General features: G+C 56.7%; 14 protein-coding genes and 3 pseudogenes. 4 read left to right on the top strand and 13 right to left on the bottom strand.

The window, feature by feature from the left end:
- Nucleotides 1-155: 155 nt before the first annotated feature.
- The 7 genes and pseudogenes from JQR90_RS16495 to JQR90_RS16465 form a co-directional block, all read right to left on the bottom strand.
- Nucleotides 156-557 (bottom strand): ExbD/TolR family protein, encoded by a 402-nt coding sequence (locus tag JQR90_RS16495; RefSeq protein ID WP_010795766.1) that lies wholly within the window; start codon nt 555-557, stop codon nt 156-158.
- Nucleotides 557-1,261 (bottom strand): MotA/TolQ/ExbB proton channel family protein, encoded by a 705-nt coding sequence (locus tag JQR90_RS16490; RefSeq protein WP_010795765.1) that lies wholly within the window; start codon nt 1,259-1,261, stop codon nt 557-559. Before JQR90_RS16490 ends, JQR90_RS16495 begins: the two co-directional genes overlap by 1 nt.
- Nucleotides 1,262-1,306: 45 nt before the next feature.
- Nucleotides 1,307-2,059: pseudogene (locus JQR90_RS16485) on the bottom strand (energy transducer TonB); the annotation flags it as partial.
- Between the two features lie 721 nt (nt 2,060-2,780).
- On the bottom strand, nt 2,781-4,607 hold the full coding sequence (locus JQR90_RS16480; protein WP_010795763.1) for an ABC transporter ATP-binding protein: 1,827 nt from the start codon (nt 4,605-4,607) through the stop codon (nt 2,781-2,783).
- Nucleotides 4,608-4,706: 99 nt separating this feature from the next.
- Nucleotides 4,707-6,059 carry a TldD/PmbA family protein gene (locus tag JQR90_RS16475; RefSeq protein ID WP_010795762.1) on the bottom strand — a complete coding sequence of 451 codons (1,353 nt, stop codon included), beginning with the start codon at nt 6,057-6,059 and terminating at the stop codon, nt 4,707-4,709.
- A complete protein-coding gene (locus JQR90_RS16470; protein WP_073449836.1) occupies nt 6,059-7,501 on the bottom strand; it encodes a TldD/PmbA family protein in 1,443 nt (480 codons plus the stop codon). Before JQR90_RS16470 ends, JQR90_RS16475 begins: the two co-directional genes overlap by 1 nt.
- A gap of 333 nt (nt 7,502-7,834) precedes the next feature.
- Nucleotides 7,835-8,770 carry an NADP-dependent oxidoreductase gene (locus JQR90_RS16465; RefSeq protein ID WP_010795760.1) on the bottom strand — a complete coding sequence of 312 codons (936 nt, stop codon included), beginning with the start codon at nt 8,768-8,770 and terminating at the stop codon, nt 7,835-7,837.
- A 253-nt stretch (nt 8,771-9,023) separates the two neighbouring features.
- Here JQR90_RS16465 and JQR90_RS16460 point away from each other — a divergent pair, with 253 nt between their 5' ends.
- The gene (locus JQR90_RS16460; protein ID WP_010795759.1) at nt 9,024-10,067 is read left to right on the top strand and encodes a DUF748 domain-containing protein; all 1,044 of its coding nucleotides are present in this window, start codon (nt 9,024-9,026) and stop codon (nt 10,065-10,067) included.
- Nucleotides 10,068-10,108: 41 nt separating this feature from the next.
- Here JQR90_RS16460 and JQR90_RS16455 read toward each other — a convergent pair whose 3' ends face one another.
- The 3 genes and pseudogenes from JQR90_RS16455 to JQR90_RS16445 all read right to left on the bottom strand — a co-directional run.
- Nucleotides 10,109-10,435, bottom strand: a complete 327-nt coding sequence (locus JQR90_RS16455; RefSeq protein ID WP_010795758.1) for a thioredoxin family protein — start codon at nt 10,433-10,435, stop codon at nt 10,109-10,111.
- Nucleotides 10,436-10,784: 349 nt separating this feature from the next.
- A pseudogene (locus tag JQR90_RS16450) lies at nt 10,785-11,384 on the bottom strand (methyl-accepting chemotaxis protein); the annotation flags it as partial.
- A 306-nt stretch (nt 11,385-11,690) separates the two neighbouring features.
- Nucleotides 11,691-12,425 (bottom strand): annotated as a pseudogene (locus tag JQR90_RS16445) (MCP four helix bundle domain-containing protein); the annotation flags it as partial.
- A 303-nt stretch (nt 12,426-12,728) separates the two neighbouring features.
- On the opposite strand from JQR90_RS16445, the gene JQR90_RS16440 reads away from it, so the two are divergent.
- Complete coding sequence (locus tag JQR90_RS16440) at nt 12,729-13,799, top strand: SMP-30/gluconolactonase/LRE family protein (protein ID WP_010795756.1); 1,071 nt, start codon at nt 12,729-12,731, stop codon at nt 13,797-13,799.
- A 52-nt stretch (nt 13,800-13,851) separates the two neighbouring features.
- Here JQR90_RS16440 and JQR90_RS16435 read toward each other — a convergent pair whose 3' ends face one another.
- Entirely contained in the window at nt 13,852-15,210 is a 1,359-nt protein-coding gene (locus JQR90_RS16435) for an erythromycin esterase family protein (protein WP_010795755.1), read from the bottom strand.
- Nucleotides 15,211-15,427: 217 nt separating this feature from the next.
- Between JQR90_RS16435 and JQR90_RS16430 the strand changes: the two genes are divergently transcribed.
- The gene (locus JQR90_RS16430; protein WP_010795754.1) at nt 15,428-15,889 is read left to right on the top strand and encodes a DUF2267 domain-containing protein; all 462 of its coding nucleotides are present in this window, start codon (nt 15,428-15,430) and stop codon (nt 15,887-15,889) included.
- 1 nt (nt 15,890) lies between these two features.
- Nucleotides 15,891-16,346 (top strand): DUF2267 domain-containing protein, encoded by a 456-nt coding sequence (locus JQR90_RS16425; protein ID WP_010795753.1) that lies wholly within the window; start codon nt 15,891-15,893, stop codon nt 16,344-16,346.
- 188 nt (nt 16,347-16,534) lie between these two features.
- Here the strand turns inward: JQR90_RS16425 and JQR90_RS16420 are convergent, their stop codons facing one another.
- Both JQR90_RS16420 and JQR90_RS16415 read right to left on the bottom strand, forming a co-directional pair.
- Nucleotides 16,535-17,320: a molybdate ABC transporter permease subunit gene (locus JQR90_RS16420; protein WP_010795752.1), complete on the bottom strand. Its 786-nt coding sequence runs from the start codon at nt 17,318-17,320 to the stop codon at nt 16,535-16,537.
- Nucleotides 17,292-18,239: an extracellular solute-binding protein gene (locus JQR90_RS16415; RefSeq protein WP_010795751.1), complete on the bottom strand. Its 948-nt coding sequence runs from the start codon at nt 18,237-18,239 to the stop codon at nt 17,292-17,294. The genes JQR90_RS16420 and JQR90_RS16415 overlap by 29 nt, the downstream gene beginning before the upstream one ends.
- Nucleotides 18,240-18,520 lie beyond the last annotated feature (281 nt).

Raw genomic sequence — 18,520 nt, 5'->3', positions numbered from 1 at the left:
CTTTCATCCCCAAAGGTGAGGCGTTGTTTATGTGGCTTTATGGGCCGCCTGCGCGCCGGTGGGTTGTGCCTTCCCGGGCGATTTCTCTTTTTTGAAGCAGCCGTTCCCCAACCCGCTTACGCAAGCGCAAGCGGGACGGCTGTACAGCGGGGGATCTAGCGGGAGGTCATGACCGCGATGCGGGTGATTCCCGAACGTTCAATGGACGCCATGGCCTTGGCGACCTGTCCATAATTCACGCCTTCATCGGCTTGCAGCCGGACGCGCACTTCCGGGTCCTTGGCTTTCACATCCTTGAGGCTGGTCTCCAGGAGTTCGGGTTGCAGCTCGGACTTGTCCAGATAGAACTTGCCGTCCTTGTCTACACTGACGATCACCGGGTCCTTCTGCTCGGCCGGAGCGACGGCGTCGGTCTTGGGCAGGTTGACCTTGATGGCATTGGTCATCAGCGGCGCCGTCACGATGAACACCACGAGCAGTACCAGCATCACATCCACCAGGGGCGTGACGTTCATCTCGCTCAGTACTTCATCGCTGTCTTGGGTTGAAAAGGACATTAGCTAGCCTCCCTCATGTCAGCGGCGGTGTGGGATATCGGCTGGCGGGTCACCACAAAGGCGCTGCGCTGGGCCAGGCTGTCAAAGTCGTGGGCGAAGTCTTCCATCAGGGCGGCGGCCAGCTTCAGGCGGCGCAGGAAAAAGTTGTAGACCAGTACCGCAGGAACCGCGACGGCAATCCCCACACCGGTCGCGATCAGGGCATGACCGATAGGGCCTGCCACGGTTTCAAGGCTGGCGGAGCCGGAAGCGCCGATGCTTTGCAGGGCTTCCATGATGCCCCATACGGTGCCGAACAAGCCGATGAAGGGCGAGGTACTGCCGATACTGGCCAGAATCGCCAGGCCACTTTCCAGCGCACGCCGCTCCTTCTGGATCTGCTGGCGCAGGTTACGTTCCAGGCGATCCGATCGGTTGATGGTCTGGGCCAGCTGCTGGGTATTCTTGGGGGACTCGGTGGTGACCAGTGCGGCAAACCCGCTGTTGGCGATACGAGCCAGCGCGCCGGGGTATTGCGAGGAGTGCTCGGCGGCGGTGAGCAGATCCGGCGCCGCCCAGAAGGCTTTCTGGAAGCGCTTGTTCTCGCCTTTCTGCTTGGTGAGCTGGATACCCTTGATGAGCAGGATCGCCCAGGTCACTACGGAAAACAGAATCAGCGCCCAAAGTACGCCGGGAACAATCAAGGAAGTCAGTGAGCTGTTCATATCGTTACCCTCGTAAATCGTCTTGTCGGTACAAGCGGCCGTTGGTTATTGAGGCAGCTTGAAATCAATGGTCTGTGTGGCGAAGCCTTCGATAGGCGTGTCGCCGCGCTTGGCCGGTATGAATTTCCAGCCGCGTACCGCTTCTACCGCTGCATCATCCAGCTGCTTCTTGCCGCTAGACCTGGTCACATCCACGCTACCAGCACGCCCATTGGGCAGGACGCGGATGCGCAGGGTGACGCTGCCTTCCCAGCCCCGGCGCAATGCCAGCGAGGGGTATTCAGGCGGCGGATTACCCAGACTGGCGAGGCCTGACACCGCAGCGGTTTCCTTGACCGGCGCCGGTGGGGCGGGCGGGGCAGGCGGCGCTTTGGGAGCCGGTGGCGCAGGGGTTGGCTGCGGCGGCGCGGGTGGCGCAGGCGGTGTAGGCTTTTGCACGGGCTTAGGCTTGGGCTTGGGTTTTTCAACCGGCTTGGGCTTTGGCTTCTCGGGCTTGGGCGGTGGCTTGACGGCATTCTCGTCCACCGGTGGCGGCGCAGGCTCCTCGACCTTGGGCGGCTCGGGTTCCGGCGGCGGTGGAGGTGGTGGCGGAGGAGGGGGCGGCTCCGGCGCAGGCGGCGTAGGGCTGGAAAATTCCACGACCATTTCGGGGATCTTGGGTGGTGTTTCCAGTTGTTCAGCCGGCGCGTTATTGATGTACCACCAGATACCGCCATGAAGCAGAAGAGATAACCCTGCCAATAGCGATAAGTCTCGACGCGATACACTACGTAACGAAGAACGGTTCGGTTTGAACGGTATATCTAATACCTGAGTTTGGCTCGCCTTATTGGTATGAAGCCCTCCGGCTTCAACTTTAGTAACAGCATTACCCATCAAACGTCCTCTGCATTAAATCGACAACACGAAGCCATCGAGCCAATAAAGGCCCGCTCCAAGTAACAGCGCGTCGTAATTAGTTAGGACGTTGCTTACGTTGTAGTATTGGCTGCATCAGTCGAACAGGGCTTTTGGCCCTTAGTTACCAAAAGTGCGTTCAGCACATTGAGGCAATCCGATAAGTACGGCGTTGTTGTTTTCATCTTAATTCCCAGCGGGTTGGTGAGAATCATCAACGTCTTTTACTGAGCAATGCATGTGCCAATGTAACGGAAATGTATCAAATTTCTGAATGGCTGCTGAATGGTCGCAAAATTGGAACATTTATACGGTCAAGCGACTTTTTGGTGTCAACTCAGATACATTTTTTGTTGTGTAACTGCACTGTTTGTGTGCGGTTATCTCTTTTTTAGAGCAGGAAGGGTGAGACTAAACTGAAGCTATTTAATAACTTATTAAATATTTTATAAATTAATGATAAGTGTCCTCGATGTGACTGGTTGGTCATTAAGTTTTGTTCATAAAATTGTGAGTATGCCGCATCGTTTGATAACTAATTAAAATAAGTAGTGATGAGGTTATAAACGAACCGCGCCTTGGCTAAGGCACGGTTAAGCGGAAGGGAAGCTTGCAGGACGTATTACTTTACCGAGGCGACTTCATCCTCGGTCGCTGTGATTTCCACACCAAAGCTACCATTTGCCTGATGGGCCCAAAGCCTGGCGTAGGCACCTTTCCTGGCCAGGAGCTCATGGTGGCTGCCGTCTTCGATAATTCGCCCCTTATCCATCACCAGGATTCGATCCAAGTGGGCAATGGTGGATAGACGATGTGCAACGACCAGAACGGTCTTATTACCCATGATTTCATCAAGGCTGTTTTGAATAAGGCGCTCCGTCTCCGAATCAAGACTGGATGTCGCTTCATCCATAATGAGAATCGGAGCGTTTTTTATAAGTACCCGGGCAATGGCGATACGTTGCCGTTGCCCGCCGGAGAGTTTAACGCCACGCTCACCTACCAATGCTTCATAACCCTGCTCCATGTGTTTAATGAAATCATGGGCATGTGCACGGCGTGCCGCTATTTCAATATCATCCTGTTTGGCTTTTTCTTTTCCATATCCGATGTTTTCACTCAACGTGCGATGAAATAAACCAGGCTCCTGGGGAATGAGACCTACTTGTCGGTAAAGCGACTCATATGTCATGTCGCGTATTTCAATGCCGTCAATTCGGATATTGCCCTCTTGCGGTTCATATAGGCGAAGTAACAAGTTTAATAATGTGGACTTTCCTGAGCCGGAATACCCTACTATTCCCACGCGTTGTCCGGCCGGTATTTTGAGTGAGAAGTTTTGGAGTATGGGGTGGGTGGCCGAATATCCAAACGTCACATTTTCAAGCTCAATATCGCCGCGCTCGATTTTTATGTCCTGTGCCGTTTCTCGGTCCGGGTATTCATGGGGTTTTATTAAGGTATCAACACTGTTCTGAATATTGCCGCTCGACTCAAAAAAGTGCAGGAACTGATAACTCAGGTATTTGGCGTTGGCCACGATCAATAAGCCAAGGCTGGCGACCATGACGAACTGAGCGACATCGATTCGCTTTATGTGCCAAAGATACAAAGCCAGAATGATCAGGCCCAGCCGCAGAACTAAAGCCATGGCATCCTGAAACCAGCGTACCCGTTCCATGAAGAAGAACGAGCGACGGGCCGCCTGCTTTTCCCGGGACAGATAACGGTCCAGGTACTGCCGCTCATACTGGTTTCTGGCAAAAAGCCGAACGCTGCTCAGGTTGGTGACAGCATCGACTACTTTGCCGGAGGTGGTGCTGCGTGCTTCCGCATGGGCATGGGCAAACACTTGGGCACGTCTGGCCATCTGATAGGACGCCGTGACATAGATGAGCATCCAGGCCAAAAGGCTCAGGCTCAACCAGACGGACGCTGTAGCCAGCAACAATAGCGAGCCGATGAGTGTCACCGCAATCGGCATAAGCTCCACCACGGCCATATAGTTGATTTCGAGCAGTCCCACGCTGGCTTCACTGATGCGCTGGGACAGACTACCAGCAAACCGTTCGCTGAAATAGCGGTGGGAGTGCTGTTGCAGATAGGCGAAAAGATCGCCGGTGACCCGGCGTTTCTGCATCGGCCGCACAATGATCATGCAGATACTCATGGTGCGTGAGAACAGCATTTCACCTAATGCCAATCCGGCCAGCAGCAGAAGGTAGGGCAGGCAGGCCTCCAGTACATCGGTGCTGCTCCAAAGTCCCTGGCTGACAGCGCCGGTGATTTCACCGATGGCATAGGGAATCAGTGTGGTACAGGCCGCTGCACAGAGTTGCAGCAGAACGATGGCTATATTCCAGCCAGGATACAGCCGGTTGTAATGCCAGATAAACGCCCGCGGCGTGCCGGGTGGAATCGTCAGGGGTTCAGCGGGATCGTCAGACATCGGATAGTCCTGGCTAAGTCGAAAGATCAGCAACAATCACAGCGAAAACGGCCCGGTTACCTGCTATGGGAGGAGGCGACCGGGCAAGGCGGGGATAAGCTAGAGCGTGAGCGTGAATCGGCTGGTCAAAACGCCGGGCAACAGGGTTGAGTCGGTATGTCGCTGACCGTAGGTGCTGTCGCTGACGCACAGGTCGCGCCGTTGGGTCACGGCTTCCAGGCTGGAGCCCAGGAAATTGAAGACGCTGTCATCAAAGCGCATCGTACTGACTGGCGCGACGATCTCTCCATTTTCTACCCAGAAACAGGCAAAGCGCGTCATGCCGGTCAGACGAGCCACGGTGATATCCGAATAATTCAGGTACCAGAGATTGCCGATATACAGCCCGGTATCCAGGGTTTTCAGAATGGCGTCATCAGCCAGATCCCCAGCTTTCATCACCAGCGATTGTGAGCTTTCGCCATTGCCAGCGCCGTTCTGCGTCAGACCGTACTCACGTGCACTGCGCGGGCTGACGAGCTGGCCAACCATCCTGCCAGCCTCGACGAGCGGCTGGTCCTGCCGTTGGAACCCGGCCGGGTTGAACGCAGGAGCCAGTGAGCCAGATGCCTGCTCCGTCCAGCTTACCAATGGGCTGAGCAGCATGTGTTCACTGTGCAGTTTTTGCAGTGCACTCCGCTTGGTTGCCAGTTGCCGAGCAGAAAAACTGCCCCAATTCAGCAGGCCTACCACCTCGTTCAAGGCCGCTGGAGCAAGGTATGCACGGTACTCACCGGGCGAAAGCTGCCGGATTGGCTTGTTGAAGTGCGCAAGCTGACGCTGGGCGCTGTCCATCTGTGCGGCTACCTGTTCGCGATCCCAGGAAGTGCCGGCATACATGGATTTGACGGCATTGCCCTTCGGCTCGAAAAGGCTCCAGTCAAAGGTGCAGCTGCTGGCTTCGTGCCAACCCAGGCTACCCCATGAGCTGGCAAAGCCGCGATAGACAGGGCCGCCGGCATAGAAGCCTACAAGGTCCTGAGCACCCGCCAGTGTGCTGACCTGCTCGGCGATTCCCCCTGCTGAGGCAAGATTACCCGACTGAATGTTTTCACTGCGCCAGGGGCTGGTATCCATCAGCAAATAGGGATCTGCCGGCAGGGCCGCCACGAGTTTGCGCAATGAAGCCAATGCATCCTGCAGGGCGCTGCGGTCGGCCGCAGGGTTACCTGATAGCGTTACTTTGAAGCTGGCATGGCGCTCACCCTGGATCAGCTTGAGTGTTGCCTCCGCCTGTTGAACATGGCCGGCCTGTCGGACCTTGGCATGATTGAAGCGGACAAAATCGGATGCTTCAGCGCTGTACCAGAGCGTGAAGTGTTCTTCAGCTGATACGGCGGTACGCAACCAGTCCACTAGGGCTGCGAAGACATCGGCCGGTTTTTCGGTGGAGGCGAGTGGGGTTATAGTCATCAGCCTTCTCCTCCGAATATATCGACGTGGCTGAACACACAGGCGGGACTCGCATGGCCGACCCGAATAGCCTGGTTGGGCTCACCCTTGCCACAATGAGCGGTACCCATGACTTCTCGGGTCGAGGCATCGCCTACGGCCGACAGGCTACGCCAGAACTGAGCGGAAACGCCGCGGTAGTTGGGGTTCTTCACAACATGAGTGAGCTGCCCATTCTCGATCATCTGCCCCCATTCGCAGCCAAACTGGAATTTGTTACGTGCGTCGTCGATGGACCAGGAGCGGTTGCTGGCCATGAGCACACCCTGCTCGATCCCGGCGATCAGCTGCGCAAGGGACTGGTCGCCATTTTCAACGTTCAGGTTGGCCATCCGGTCGATGGGAGGACGGTTCCAGCTGCAGGCCCGGCTGTTTGCGACGCCTGCCATGCCACTGCGTCGCTGTGAAAGTGCACCCCCCAAGGGTCGCTTGAGAATACCGTCTTCAATCAACAACGCCTTACGCGCCGGGCTGCCATCATCGTCATGGCTGTAGCTGGCAATCTCCTCGGGAATATCGGGATCGAAGCTTACGTTGAGCAGCTCGGAGCCGTACCGGTAACTTCCGAACATGTCGGGTGTGACAAAGCTCGTTCCCGCATAGTTACGCTCATCGCCCAGGATGCGATCCAGCTCCAGCGGATGACCGATGGACTCATGAATCTGGAGGATCATCTGATCGGGCATCAGCAACAGATCAAGCGTCTCATTGGGCGTGTTCGGCGCGAGCAGCAATTGCAGCGCCTCATCGGCCAGGCGCGGTGCGCAGCCGATCAACCCGATGCGCTCCACCGCTTCCCGACCGCCTTGCTGACCCAAGCGGCCAAAGCCGAGGGTACGGGTCTGTGTATCGGTGCCGTCATAGGCGGTAACGTGCATGTCGGGGAAGAGAAACCGCTGGGCCTGCCGTACGCAGGCGCCGTGGTTGTTCAGGTAGATCTGCTCGGTCTCGACAATGTTGAGCTGGGCGGACCAATCCACGAAGCGCTCGTTGCCCGGAACGGAAGCAGACTCCGCCGTCAGGATGTCGAGCCATTCGCGGGTATCGGGAAAGGCCTTGTCCAGGTTGGGCGAAAGGTAATCCGCCCTGGCCGTGGCCACCGGCATATCGGTAAAGTCGATCAGGCTATGCCGGGCCAGTACCTGGGCATACTGCTCGGCCTGCTTGAGGGCTTTTTGAAGACCCGCTACGGTGAGGTCCGAGGTTGCTGCATAGGTCTCGATCCCATCCAGGCGAACATAGACCATTGCGCCTTCGTCCCTCTGGAAGAAGGGCGGATCGATGACATTTCGGGTGACGCTCAAGGCATGGGTGGTTTCGCTGACATAACGCAGGGACCAGGTGTCAGCGCGACTGTGAAGTAAGTCGAAGCGTTGTTGCAAAGACGCAGTCACATCGAACATAGCGAGGGTATTCCTCATATCCGAAGCGCCCGGGTACAGACCTTTTGAGTCTCTACCGTGCACTTGTCTGGACTCGTTCAAGTCCGCCAAAACAGAAAAGGAACCGTGTTGGTGCCTGATCCGCTCCTTTTGTTGTTCTCATCCAAGAGAGCTGGGGTCTATGAAAAAGTTGTGCCAGGTTTAATCAAGGCAAAATGCCTGTATGCCTTGGTTTAGACGGGATCGAGCTGTTTCAGCAATGCTGAGGGGAAAGAATAGACGGGTCGGGGAGGGAACGGTATGAAACTACCATGAAAGGACTGGACGCAGCGTGGCCTGCGTCCAGCAGTGGGATCAGGGCTGACCGACGTGAATGACGATCTTGCCTACTGTACGGCCCGACTCGCTTGCTGCGTGCGCTTTGGCGATATCTTTTAAGCCAAATTCAGCAGAGACAACCGGACGCAAGTGACCGCTGTCTGCCAGACGAGCCAGCTCCTGCAGGATTTCGGCATTGGGTTCGATAAAGATGAACGCACTGCGTATGTTATGGGCTTTGGTCTTTTCCTCGGATGGCGGCGCGACAATGGAGACCAGGATGCCGCCGGGCTTGAGAACGCTAAAAGAAGCTTCCTGCACATCACCACCCAAGGTATCGAAGACCAGATCGGCGTCTTTTACGATCTCCTGGAAGTTCTGGCTCTTGTAGTCGATGACCTGATCAGCACCCAGGGATTCGACGAGCTTGCGGTTCTTTTCGGAGCAAGTGGCAATCACCTGGGCGCCGCGCCATTTGGCCAGCTGTACAGCCAGTGTGCCGACGCCGCCTGAGGCTGCATGAATCAGCACCTTCTGACCCGGCTGGGTCTGGCCCACATGCACGATAGCTTCCCAGGCCGTGATACCGGCCAGGGGCAGGGAGGCGGAATCGGCATGGGACAGCGTCTTGGGTTTGCAGGCCACTTCGCTTTCGCGCACCGCAATGTATTCGGCGTAGGTGCCATTGCGCTTGATGTCCGGGCGGGAATAGACCGCATCGCCTTTCTTGAAGCGAGTAACGCTCGCACCGACTTCTTCAACGATGCCGGAAACGTCCCAGCCCAGGGTCACAGGCAGGTCGTAGGGCAGCATGTCCTTCAGATAACCCTGGCGGATTTTCCAGTCGACGGGATTGACCGAGGAAGCCACCACACGAATCAATACATCGTCGGGGTTCAGGGTCGGCTTTTCCACGTCGGTATAGGTAAGGACACTGGCATCGCCATAGGAGTGAATCTGAACAGCTTTCATCGAATTCTCCATGAAGTAGGGAGAGCGGCCGCCGTGGCCGTCTGTATAGGTGATGTTGTTAGGTTCTTTTCAATGCAAGAGTTGCATTGACCTGCTTCAGGTGCGAAGTAGTTAGCGTCTCGCTTGTCATAAAACACGTTGAATCAAGGCGTTTTCCCGTTTTCAAGCCATGCCGGTCGTCTGGCCAGACAAATTTCAGGCGACTCCTGCGGGTCTAGTGCTTACCGCATGATGACTGTCTGCTAGAGGTTTCATGAAACGTACGTCTGATAAAACGCTTCCTGTGCTGCTTATTGTAGTCGCCGTGCTTGTCCTGGCGCGACTGGCAGCACCTTATGGTATCCACCGCTACGTAGAGCAGACGCTCAACGAAATACCGGGGTATCGAGCCACTATCGAAGACGTGGACGTCAGCCTGTTGAAAGGGGGCTACACGCTCAAAAACGTTCGGATCGAAAAGTCCAACGGTGCAGTGCCGGAGCCGTTCTTCGAAGCTGAGCGCATCGATAGCTGGACCCAATGGGGAAAGTTTGTCGATGCAAAACCTGTGGGACTGATGCACATGTATCGCCCGGTGCTGACCTTTGTACTGGCAGACAGCGAAAGTCATAGTCAGACTGGAATCGATTCGAGCTGGTTGCAACAGGTCGATGCCTTATCGCCGCTACCGCCTAACCAGTCGGAAATCCATGATGGAATAATTCAATTGATCGACAAGCGTCCAGAACGCCCCGTGACGCTTTACATCAGTAATATAGAGTCGGTTACTCGTAATCTGGCCAATGCAGACAATGTCGATGATCCGCTCTGGGCAGAATCAGAAATGACGGGTAATCCCATGGGGGCCGGCAGCATGACGACCCGCCTGCGTCTGGATGGTCTGTCGCCCAACCCGACGTTTGAGATGGATAGTGCAATCGATGATTTGCCGCTCAGTCGGCTGAATGATTTTTTCCGGGCTTATGCCAATATCGATGTCGAGCAGGGCACGCTGTCTTCACGAACACACGTCTCGGCGCAACAGGGTAACTTCACGGCCTATACGAAGCCCCGGTACGAAAACCTCAAAATGGTTTCGCTGGAAAAGGACGTAAAGGAAAAAGGCGTCTTGGGCACTCTGAAGGAAGGCATCGCCAGTGTGGCGGCCAAACTGACTGATCAGGATGACCCACAGGATCCGGACGACGGGGTCACGTTGCGGCTGGCAGGCGTCATTAATGCGAATGAGCTTCGGCTCGATCCCAAAGCATCCTTCCGGCAGCAGTTTATCGACTCGGTGGTACCAGGGGCTCATTAGCCGGGCGGCAAGGCGAAGGGTGCTTTCGCCTTGCTTGCCAGTCACTGATCAATGCCCGCCAGGCCCTGCCGGATATCGTCGGTGCTGGCAGGACGCACCAGACGAGAGACTTCCTGGCCGTTTCGAAAGAAGATCAGCGTAGGCCAGAGCTTGACTTTGAAGGAGCGGCCTAGTCGCCGGCCGCTGCCATCCTCGATCTTGAGATGACGAATAGCTGGGTGATCCTGGAAGGCCTGCTCAATCAAGGGTTGTGCGGCCCGACAGAAGCCGCACCAGGGCGCGCCGAACTCGATGAGCGTGGCACCTTCGAGCGCATCAACCTCATTGCGGCTGGGCTCCTGCGCAGCATAGGTGGTGTTCATGGCCATAAAGGGACTCCTGAAACATCAAGGGATACCTTACAGCAGACCACCGATCGCCAGGGAATATTTCGAAAGCCGTTGCCATGTCCTACAGCGGTATAGCAAAAGGCTTACACAGCATTACCACAGTTGGCGCTATGACGCCGCCGGGCTTGTGCGTAATCTACACACATCGGACAGCAGCGCAGGACGCGCTCATACGAAGGTCAAGGATGATGACCGAGCCAGGATGGCAAACTCGATAAGGACATTGAGTCCGGTCAGAAAACCCCGCTTAGGCGGGGTTTTTGTTTGCCTGCTAAAAAGTACCGCGCATGAAAAAGCCCGCCGGAGCGGGCTTTCCAGTATTACCGCGTTACAGCTTGAATCGTGCCACCATGGTGTTGAAAGACGTCGCCAGACGGGACAGTTCCTGGCTTGAGGCGCTGGTCTGGTTAGCCCCTGCGGCAGTCTGGGCCGACAGGTCCTGGATGTTGACCAGATTACGGTCGACCTCCCGGGCGACCTGGGCCTGCTCTTCGGACGCACTGGCAATTACCAGGTTGCGCTCGTTGATCTGCGATACACCTTCGGTGATCCGGGTCAGCGCATCGCCGGCAGCAATCGCCAGGCTTTGGGTGTTAGTGGCCAGCGACTGGCTCTTCACCATGGCTTCTACCGCCTGATCCGCCCCGGCGCGTACCGTACTGATCATGCTTTCAATCTCTCCGGTGGAGGCCTGTGTGTGATGAGCCAGCGCGCGCACTTCATCGGCTACCACGGCGAAACCACGACCCTGCTCACCGGCACGGGCCGCCTCGATCGCGGCGTTCAGTGCCAATAGGTTGGTCTGCTCGGCGATGGCACGGATCACGTCCAGCACCTTGGCGATATCGCGCACCTGACCAGCCAATGTGCCAACCTTGTCAGTGGAGGTGGTGATTTCCGATGTCATGACATTGATGGCCGTTACGGCTTCCTGTACCTGATGGCGGCCGGTCATGGCGTCCTGGCTGGTCGCCTGGGAAACTTCGGACGTCGAAACAGCGTTACGTGCCACTTCTTCCACCGCGGCGGTCATCTCGTTGACTGCCGTGGCGGCCTGCTGGATCTCGTCATTCTGGCGAGTCAGTCCTTGGGTGCTTTCCTCGGTTACTGCACTGAGCTCTTCGGCTGCCGATGCCAGCTGATGGGAGGCATGGGCAATTTCCTGTAGGGTGTCCTTGAGGCTGCCCTGCATGTTGGACAGTGCCACCAGTAGCTGACCGGTCTCATCCTGGGTATGAGCCTGAATATGCTGGGTCAGATCTCCTTGGGCAATGCGCTTGGCGCTATCCACCGCCGAGTGCAGCGGGCGAGTAATCATGCGAGTGATCAGAAGACCCAGACCAATGGCCAGGAAGAAGGCGATGATAATGCCCATGAGCAGCGTTAGGTTGGCGCTTTTCTGCGTATGCATCGCATCGGCGGCACTTTCTTCGCTCTGCTTGATATTGATGGACAGAATGTTCTTCAGCTCGCCAACAGCCTTGCGATAAGCCGGATAGGTCTCGCTGTTGGTTATCTTCACAGCGGTCTCAAGCTCCCCCCGACTCAGTGCCGAGATGACTTTGTCCACGCTGGCAGTATAGGCGGGCCAATCGTTGGCAAATTTGTCGCCTTCGGCCTTTTCCTCGCCATCCAGAGGGGTCGCTCGATAATCCACGAATGCTTTATCAACCGTCCCGCCGTTCTCTTTCAGCGAGTCCAGGGCTATTTGAACTTCGGCGGGCTCCGCATTCGTGGCCTTGAGTGCCAGCACTTTGTAGAGATCGCGATTATGGGCAATGACGTTTCGGAAGAGCGTATTGACCGCCAGTACCGAGGCCAGATCGTTGTGGATCGCGTTGTCCAGATCATCGGATAGCGAGTCGATGTTCTGTTTGCCCAACAGGCCGACCGCCAAGGTGATCAGTGCGCATAAAAGAAAGGCAATTAGCAACTTTGTTGCAAGTCTTGCATTGGCAAACCAGGCCATGGTGTGTCCCTGAAATAAAGGTGAGCGAGGTCTGAACAGCATCGCTCTAGCATGAGTAATCAAACGTATTTAGTGGGCGTAGGGCATCGTTTAGCTGAGTTACGCCCATTACTCACCCTTCGTCATACATCGACTGGAAGGCGGAAAACTTGAGTTGTAATGAGGGATGGTTGGCGAAATGCTGTTGAAAGGATGGCATTTATATCGCGCTGTTCTACAGTTCTTTAGTCAGACTATTTGCTTCGTCCTCTCTAGGGTGGGCGTTTGACGACTTCCTCTAACAATCACAATAAGGAATGCAGAATGGCTTTCGCGCGTCGCGAATTTCTTACTGTTTCACTCACCTCGGCCGCAGCGCTGGCGGCTGGCAGTGCGCTGGCAGCTACCAATCCCCCCTCCGGCGATCCGTTTGGCCTCACCCGTGACTGGAACGGGACACCGGCTACCGTCATGCCTGATCCTGCCTGGGAGATTCATGACAAGGCATTTACCGGGCGGCTGGGCAATGCGATGGTAGAGCGCCTCTGGAGCGGCGGTCGCTGGACGGAAGGCCCCGTATGGATGGCGGATTGGCGCTGTCTTCTCTTCAGTGACATTCCTACCGGGCGAATCCTGCGCTGGAATGAGGATGACGGTCGCGTCACGGTGTATAGCGCCCAGTCCAATAATGCCAATGGCCATACGCGTGACCGGGAAGGACGGCTGATCAGCTGTGAGCACGACAGTCGTCGGGTAACTCGCCTGGAGCATGACGGCACAATCACGGTACTGCTGGACGCGTTCCAGGGCAAAAAGCTCAACGCGCCGAACGATGTGGTCGTTGCGGCTGATGGCGCCGTCTGGTTTACCGATCCGGGCTATGGAATCCTGGGGGCATACGAAGGCCATAAGGCAGACTTTGAGCTGCCGACCAATGTCTATCGCATCGATCCACAAAGTGGCGAGGCCCAGGTGGCCGTGGGAGATTTCCAGCGTCCGAACGGTATCGCGTTCTCACCCGATGGCAAGCGCCTGTATGTCAGTGATACGGCTGGCGGCGGTGATCCGGTCAAGCCCTGCCACCTGCGGGCGTTTAATGTGGGCGAGGGCGGCAAGCTTGATGGGGGGCGTGTCCTGATCGATGCAAAGAACGGTGTAATCGATGGATTCCGCTGCGATAGCGATGGCAATCTCTGGTGCAGCTGGGCAGGGGACGCGGCTAACAACAGTGTTCGCGTCTTTTCGCCTGAAGGTCAGCCACTGGCTACCCTGCATCTGCCGGAAACAGTGTCCAATGTGGAATTTGGTGGGCCTAAGGGCAACCGCCTGTTCATTACGGGTGGGCAGTCACTCTATGCTACCTATGTGAATGCAACAGCTGCCCGTCGCAGCTGAGCGGCATGAGGTTGGCCAAGCGCAGAATGCCGTCGCGCCTGGCCAAAGAATGTTACAGGCCGAACGGGTAGGTCTCGTCTGCCGAACCTGCCGCTTCCGAGTCGCCCAACGGCGTAACGGCCTGGGTTTCCTCAATCCAGACGAAGGCATCGAACTGATCGGCCAGTACCGTTTCGAAGTAGTGGCTCATGCGCTCGGTTTCAGGCCGGTAGATGACACCGATGGCGCGGTTGAGATTTAGCTCACCCAAGGCCTCACGCAGATCCTCTCGCCGGAAGTCCCGCCAATCAGTAAGAGACGCCGGTACACCCGCCTTCAGGAAGCGGTGTTCCCAGCTGTCGTGACGGGAAGGGCGAACCTGCTTGATATACATCTCGCCATCCCAGTCGTCTGCTGCCGCGACGGTTCCCCGATCAGTGCCCATACCAATCAGGACGGCCTCCCGCTCGTAGGCGCTGCGGCACAGCTGACCAATATTGAATTCACCGCGCCAGCCCATAGCAGTCGCATCGGCATTGCCCACATGGGAGTTGTGTGCCCAGACAATGGCTTTTGCCTCCGGGCCACGGTGCTCCAAAAGGGTTTGCAGGGTATCGAACATATGTCGATCACGTAGGTTCCAAGAGGCGACCGATCCGCGGTACATCGCCCGATAGTATTGCTCTGCCGCCCGGACCACTCGAGCGTTTTGCTTGGCGTTGAACAGATCTTCTTCATCCTGCGCAAGCTCTTCAAGCCGGGTGGAGAGCAGGCTGTGCAGCTGGTTGACGACTGCGTCTTCGCAGGAGTCCTTTCCGGCGCGCTCTACCAGATGACCATAGATAGCCGGCTCGTCCTGCCAACGGGAAAGACAGCTATAGCGCTCCCGGGCCTGCTTCGCTAATTCCGGATCGGTCTTGCCCAGGTAATCCAGCACCTCGGCGATGGAGTTGCGCAGGCTGTAGACATCCAGACCCCGAAACTCTACCCGGTCTTCAGGGGCTCGTTGCTCGTTATAACCGCGTAGCCATTGTGTAAAGGCTTCTACGTCCGTATTACGCCACATCCAGGTGGGGAAGCGCTTGAAGCCCGTTGCCTTCCAGTCATCGTCTGTTCGCCCGCGCACGTAGCGATCTATGTAGCCGGCGTCCGGCCAGTCTGCCTCGACGGCCACGATCGAAAACCCATGGTGCTCGATCAGGTGGCGGGTGATAGCGGCGCGGGTCCGATAAAAATCGGATGTGCCGTGACTGGCTTCGCCGATCAACACCACCCGTGCATCGGCGTAGCGATCGAAGAGAGTGCCAAAATCAGGGCTTTCCAGGTCCGGAAGCGGTTCTGCATAGCGCCTGAGCACGTCGATCGTGTGTTGATCCGAGGTGGATGATCGACGCAGGAAGCGTTGCAGTCGTTCTCTGGCCGGTGCGCTCATGGTTGTTACCTCGCGAATGCAGTGAGGCCCTTTATCCATGGGCGGTAGGGTGCGGTCATGCCTATATCAGAGACAGGGCTCGGCAGGGGGATGTTCCAGCCATGCGACCAACGCACTGGCGTCCAAACCAGTCATCGGCAGGGGCTCCGCTTCGTTGCGACATTGTTACAGACGCACGGTCAACCGAATTCATCCTGCAATCACGAGGAGGACCTCTATGTCATCCAATGTCGAGGTGTTGGACCGAACTATTCAGCAAACGAACCTGTGGCTTGACGATATCGCCACGCACCTGGGCGCTTCTGATCGACAGACGGCTTATCACGCCTTGCGCGCTGTACTGCTTTCGGTACGAGACCGTATCGGAATCGATAACGCGGCTCACCTGGCTGCCCAGTTGCCCCTCATGATTCGCGGTATTTTTTATGAGAACTTCCATCCGGCGGGCACACCCACCCAGGAAGACACCCAGGACGCCTTCCTGAAAAAGATCAGCAGCCTTGTATCGCCCTCAATCGATCTGGATCCGCACAAGGCGGCCAAGTCGGTGCTACGTGTCCTGTATGAGCGTATAGACCCCAACGAAGTCGCCAAGGTCGCCAGCCTGTTCCCCATGCCGCTGCGTAGCCTTTGGCCGGAAGACACCGGTGTGCCCGGCACTCGGGAAGGGGAAGCGTAAGATGCACATCAACGTTGAAGAGCTGGACCAGTCCGTAAAGCAGGCCTTGCAGTGGATCGCGGACGTCGATGAGCGTATGGGAACTCGAAACCGGCGTCTTGCCATGACCTCTTTGCAATGCACGCTGCAAGCGGTCCGTCGGCAGCTCGATCCTGATCAGGTCGCGCGTCTGGCCAAGTGTCTACCCATTCCATTGAAGGGGGCCATGTTCGAGAACTGGCGCCCAGCAGCACCTAGTCCGGCTACAAGCCGTAGCGAGTTTTTGGGCCGCATCGAGGAAACCGTTTTTCGCAACCTCGACATTTCGGTCGAGCGCGGCGTCAAGGCGTCCCTTGAAGTGATGTGCAAGAGGATACCGGCTGAAGTCGTGGCCGAGTTTGCCGGACGCCTGCCATTCGACCTGCGCAGTTTATGGAGCAACGAGCCCTTGCCCTATCCAGGACACGGAGCGGTTTGAGTTTTTTCCAGATAATTGACTCAATGCGGCTCAAGCTCTGGCAAACCGTGTCGATACAGTGATCAGGCAGGCAGCTTTCCACCCTCCTTCGCTGCCTGACTTCTTTTTCTGCCCCACCTGTTGGGGCTTTTTTTTGCCCGTTAAAAGGCGCGGACCATTGCGCTCAGGACAACAGGCAGAACGCTGTACTAGTGGCTCGCGGCTCCTCTGCGGCCCGCCCACATCACGCACCACAGTGGGAGGGGAAGGGTAGTGATCAGCAGAACCCACAGCAGGGTGTATACCGAGTCGACGCCTTCGTTTTGCAGGTTGATGAACAGCTTGACTGGAATCCCCTGCGGGAAATAGCTAAATACCAGCACGATGCCAAACTCGCCTATCACCCTTACCCAAGTAATGGCCAGTGCAGCGGCCAGCCCGCGGGCTGCCTGGGGTAGGGTGAGCCGCAGAAAGATCTGCCAGGCACAGGCCCCCAGCGTTCTACCAGCTTCTTCGGTCTCGACCGGCACCTGCTCAAATGCCGAGCGAGCCGACAGTACAAAGTAGGGGAGTCCGCCGTAAATTTGTGCCAGGACAAAGGCGGCTGCGTTGTTATTGAGTTCAAGACCAATGGCAGAGAGCACTTCCCCCAGCGAACCATAGGCTCCGTAGGCAGATACCAACAGGATACCCAGCGCCAGGGGCGGCGCCAGCAGCGGTACGAGAACAGCCATTTCCACTGCGCCTCGCCACACGGATCGAGTCCTGGCCAGCCATACGGCCAGAGGCAGGCCAAGCAGAATGATTACCGGCAATGAGATAGCGCTCATACCCAGTGACACGGCCACTGCCTGGCCATCGCCATAGGCAAGGTGAAAGCCTGACCAGGGGGTGACCAGTACCAGTGTCATGAAAGGGATGATCAACAGAAGGACCGCCGGCATCCCCAACCAGAGCGCGTTCAACTCAGATCGACCCACCTTTCGGGCGGTCATAACCGTTTTTCTCGAACAGCGCCTGGCCTTCCGGACTCTTCATGAACGCAATGAATTGTTGAGCCTGTTCAGGATGAGGTGCGTTTTTTAACACGGCGGCATAGAACACCAGCGGCTGGGTATGGAGTGTCTTGCGCTTGCCTTGCGGGTCGGTAATCTCGAAGCTGGCCTGGTTGTACCAGTCTGCCTCCATGGCCGGATTGCTCAGATTGATCTCGTCCGGCAACTTGATATAGGGCAAACCGGCTGAGCGCGTAGCACTTTCATAGCCGGAGGCTGCGTCGACCTGACCGGCTTCCAGCCGCGTCAGCAGCCCACCTTCGGCAAATACCTGCTGCGGATTTCGCGTGTCGCCCAGTACCTTTTCAGCCAGATCAGGCTGATGGTAATACCGGCTGGCCAGCATCAGCGTGAAAATAATGTTTTGTCCCTGGGGGTCGGTTACCGGATCGGTGCGGCCAAAGCACAGTGATGGTGTCTGCAGGACTTTCCACCAAGGAGTCGCCTGCGTCGGATTTTCACTGGCGGCGCGAAATGCCTCGGCATATTTTCCTTTCGGGTTGTAGGCGATCACCATGCTGGTACTGGCGACCGGTTCGGCGGTATCGACCAGCCCGGCCTTTTGTAGAACGGCAATCGGCCCAGGCGTGATGGATACAAAAACGTCCGCTACCACTTTCCTGGACGCCAACAAGTTGGCCATGCCATAGGCGCCCTGGCCTTGTCCCTGGTAATTGACCTGTTCACGTTGCGCGAAAGCCGGGCCAAGCGACTTGTCCATCACCACGCCCATCGACCCTGCATAGGTCACACGAAAATCATCAGCCGCATGGGCGGGGGAGGTCGAGAAGAGGAGCGACACAAGTGTAACGCCCAGCAGGCGTGAAGGAATAAGAGCTTTCAGAGTGAGGTTCATCATGCATAATCGCTATATAGTTAGCTATATAACGATATGGATTTTCAACGCGCTGTCAATGAACGTGACGGCGCTAGCGCTGAACGTGCTTGAGGCCACCTGTTCGAAAGCGGTTGGAAGAGCACCTTTTTGCAGGCAATAAAAAACCCGCCGAAGCGGGTTTTGCTGACCATACTCGACATCCCTGGCAAGCTGCCATCCTGGCGTGGTCATTCGTCCTTGATCTCCCTGAGCGCTTCCTGCGCTGCAGTCCGATGTGTGTAGATTACGCAGGATAAGGCGCG

Source organism: Pseudomonas sp. JZ114 (genome assembly GCF_051027705.1).
GTDB classification, from domain to species: Bacteria; Pseudomonadota; Gammaproteobacteria; order Pseudomonadales; family Pseudomonadaceae; genus Chryseomonas; species Chryseomonas luteola.
Note: the sequence above shows the minus strand (reverse complement) of the source record. Positions and strands in the feature narration are given on the sequence as shown.

What these genes read in the sequence shown, in the direction of transcription:
- JQR90_RS16495 (WP_010795766.1), bottom strand. Translation starts at nt 557, where the DNA reads ATGTCCTTTTCAACCCAAGACAGCGATGAAGTACTGAGCGAGATGAAC.
- JQR90_RS16490 (WP_010795765.1), bottom strand. Translation starts at nt 1,261, where the DNA reads ATGAACAGCTCACTGACTTCCTTGATTGTTCCCGGCGTACTTTGGGCG.
- JQR90_RS16480 (WP_010795763.1), bottom strand. Translation starts at nt 4,607, where the DNA reads ATGTCTGACGATCCCGCTGAACCCCTGACGATTCCACCCGGCACGCCG.
- JQR90_RS16475 (WP_010795762.1), bottom strand. Translation starts at nt 6,059, where the DNA reads ATGACTATAACCCCACTCGCCTCCACCGAAAAACCGGCCGATGTCTTC.
- JQR90_RS16470 (WP_073449836.1), bottom strand. Translation starts at nt 7,501, where the DNA reads ATGTTCGATGTGACTGCGTCTTTGCAACAACGCTTCGACTTACTTCAC.
- JQR90_RS16465 (WP_010795760.1), bottom strand. Translation starts at nt 8,770, where the DNA reads ATGAAAGCTGTTCAGATTCACTCCTATGGCGATGCCAGTGTCCTTACC.
- JQR90_RS16460 (WP_010795759.1), top strand. Translation starts at nt 9,024, where the DNA reads ATGAAACGTACGTCTGATAAAACGCTTCCTGTGCTGCTTATTGTAGTC.
- JQR90_RS16455 (WP_010795758.1), bottom strand. Translation starts at nt 10,435, where the DNA reads ATGGCCATGAACACCACCTATGCTGCGCAGGAGCCCAGCCGCAATGAG.
- JQR90_RS16440 (WP_010795756.1), top strand. Translation starts at nt 12,729, where the DNA reads ATGGCTTTCGCGCGTCGCGAATTTCTTACTGTTTCACTCACCTCGGCC.
- JQR90_RS16435 (WP_010795755.1), bottom strand. Translation starts at nt 15,210, where the DNA reads ATGAGCGCACCGGCCAGAGAACGACTGCAACGCTTCCTGCGTCGATCA.
- JQR90_RS16430 (WP_010795754.1), top strand. Translation starts at nt 15,428, where the DNA reads ATGTCATCCAATGTCGAGGTGTTGGACCGAACTATTCAGCAAACGAAC.
- JQR90_RS16425 (WP_010795753.1), top strand. Translation starts at nt 15,891, where the DNA reads ATGCACATCAACGTTGAAGAGCTGGACCAGTCCGTAAAGCAGGCCTTG.
- JQR90_RS16420 (WP_010795752.1), bottom strand. Translation starts at nt 17,320, where the DNA reads ATGACCGCCCGAAAGGTGGGTCGATCTGAGTTGAACGCGCTCTGGTTG.
- JQR90_RS16415 (WP_010795751.1), bottom strand. Translation starts at nt 18,239, where the DNA reads ATGATGAACCTCACTCTGAAAGCTCTTATTCCTTCACGCCTGCTGGGC.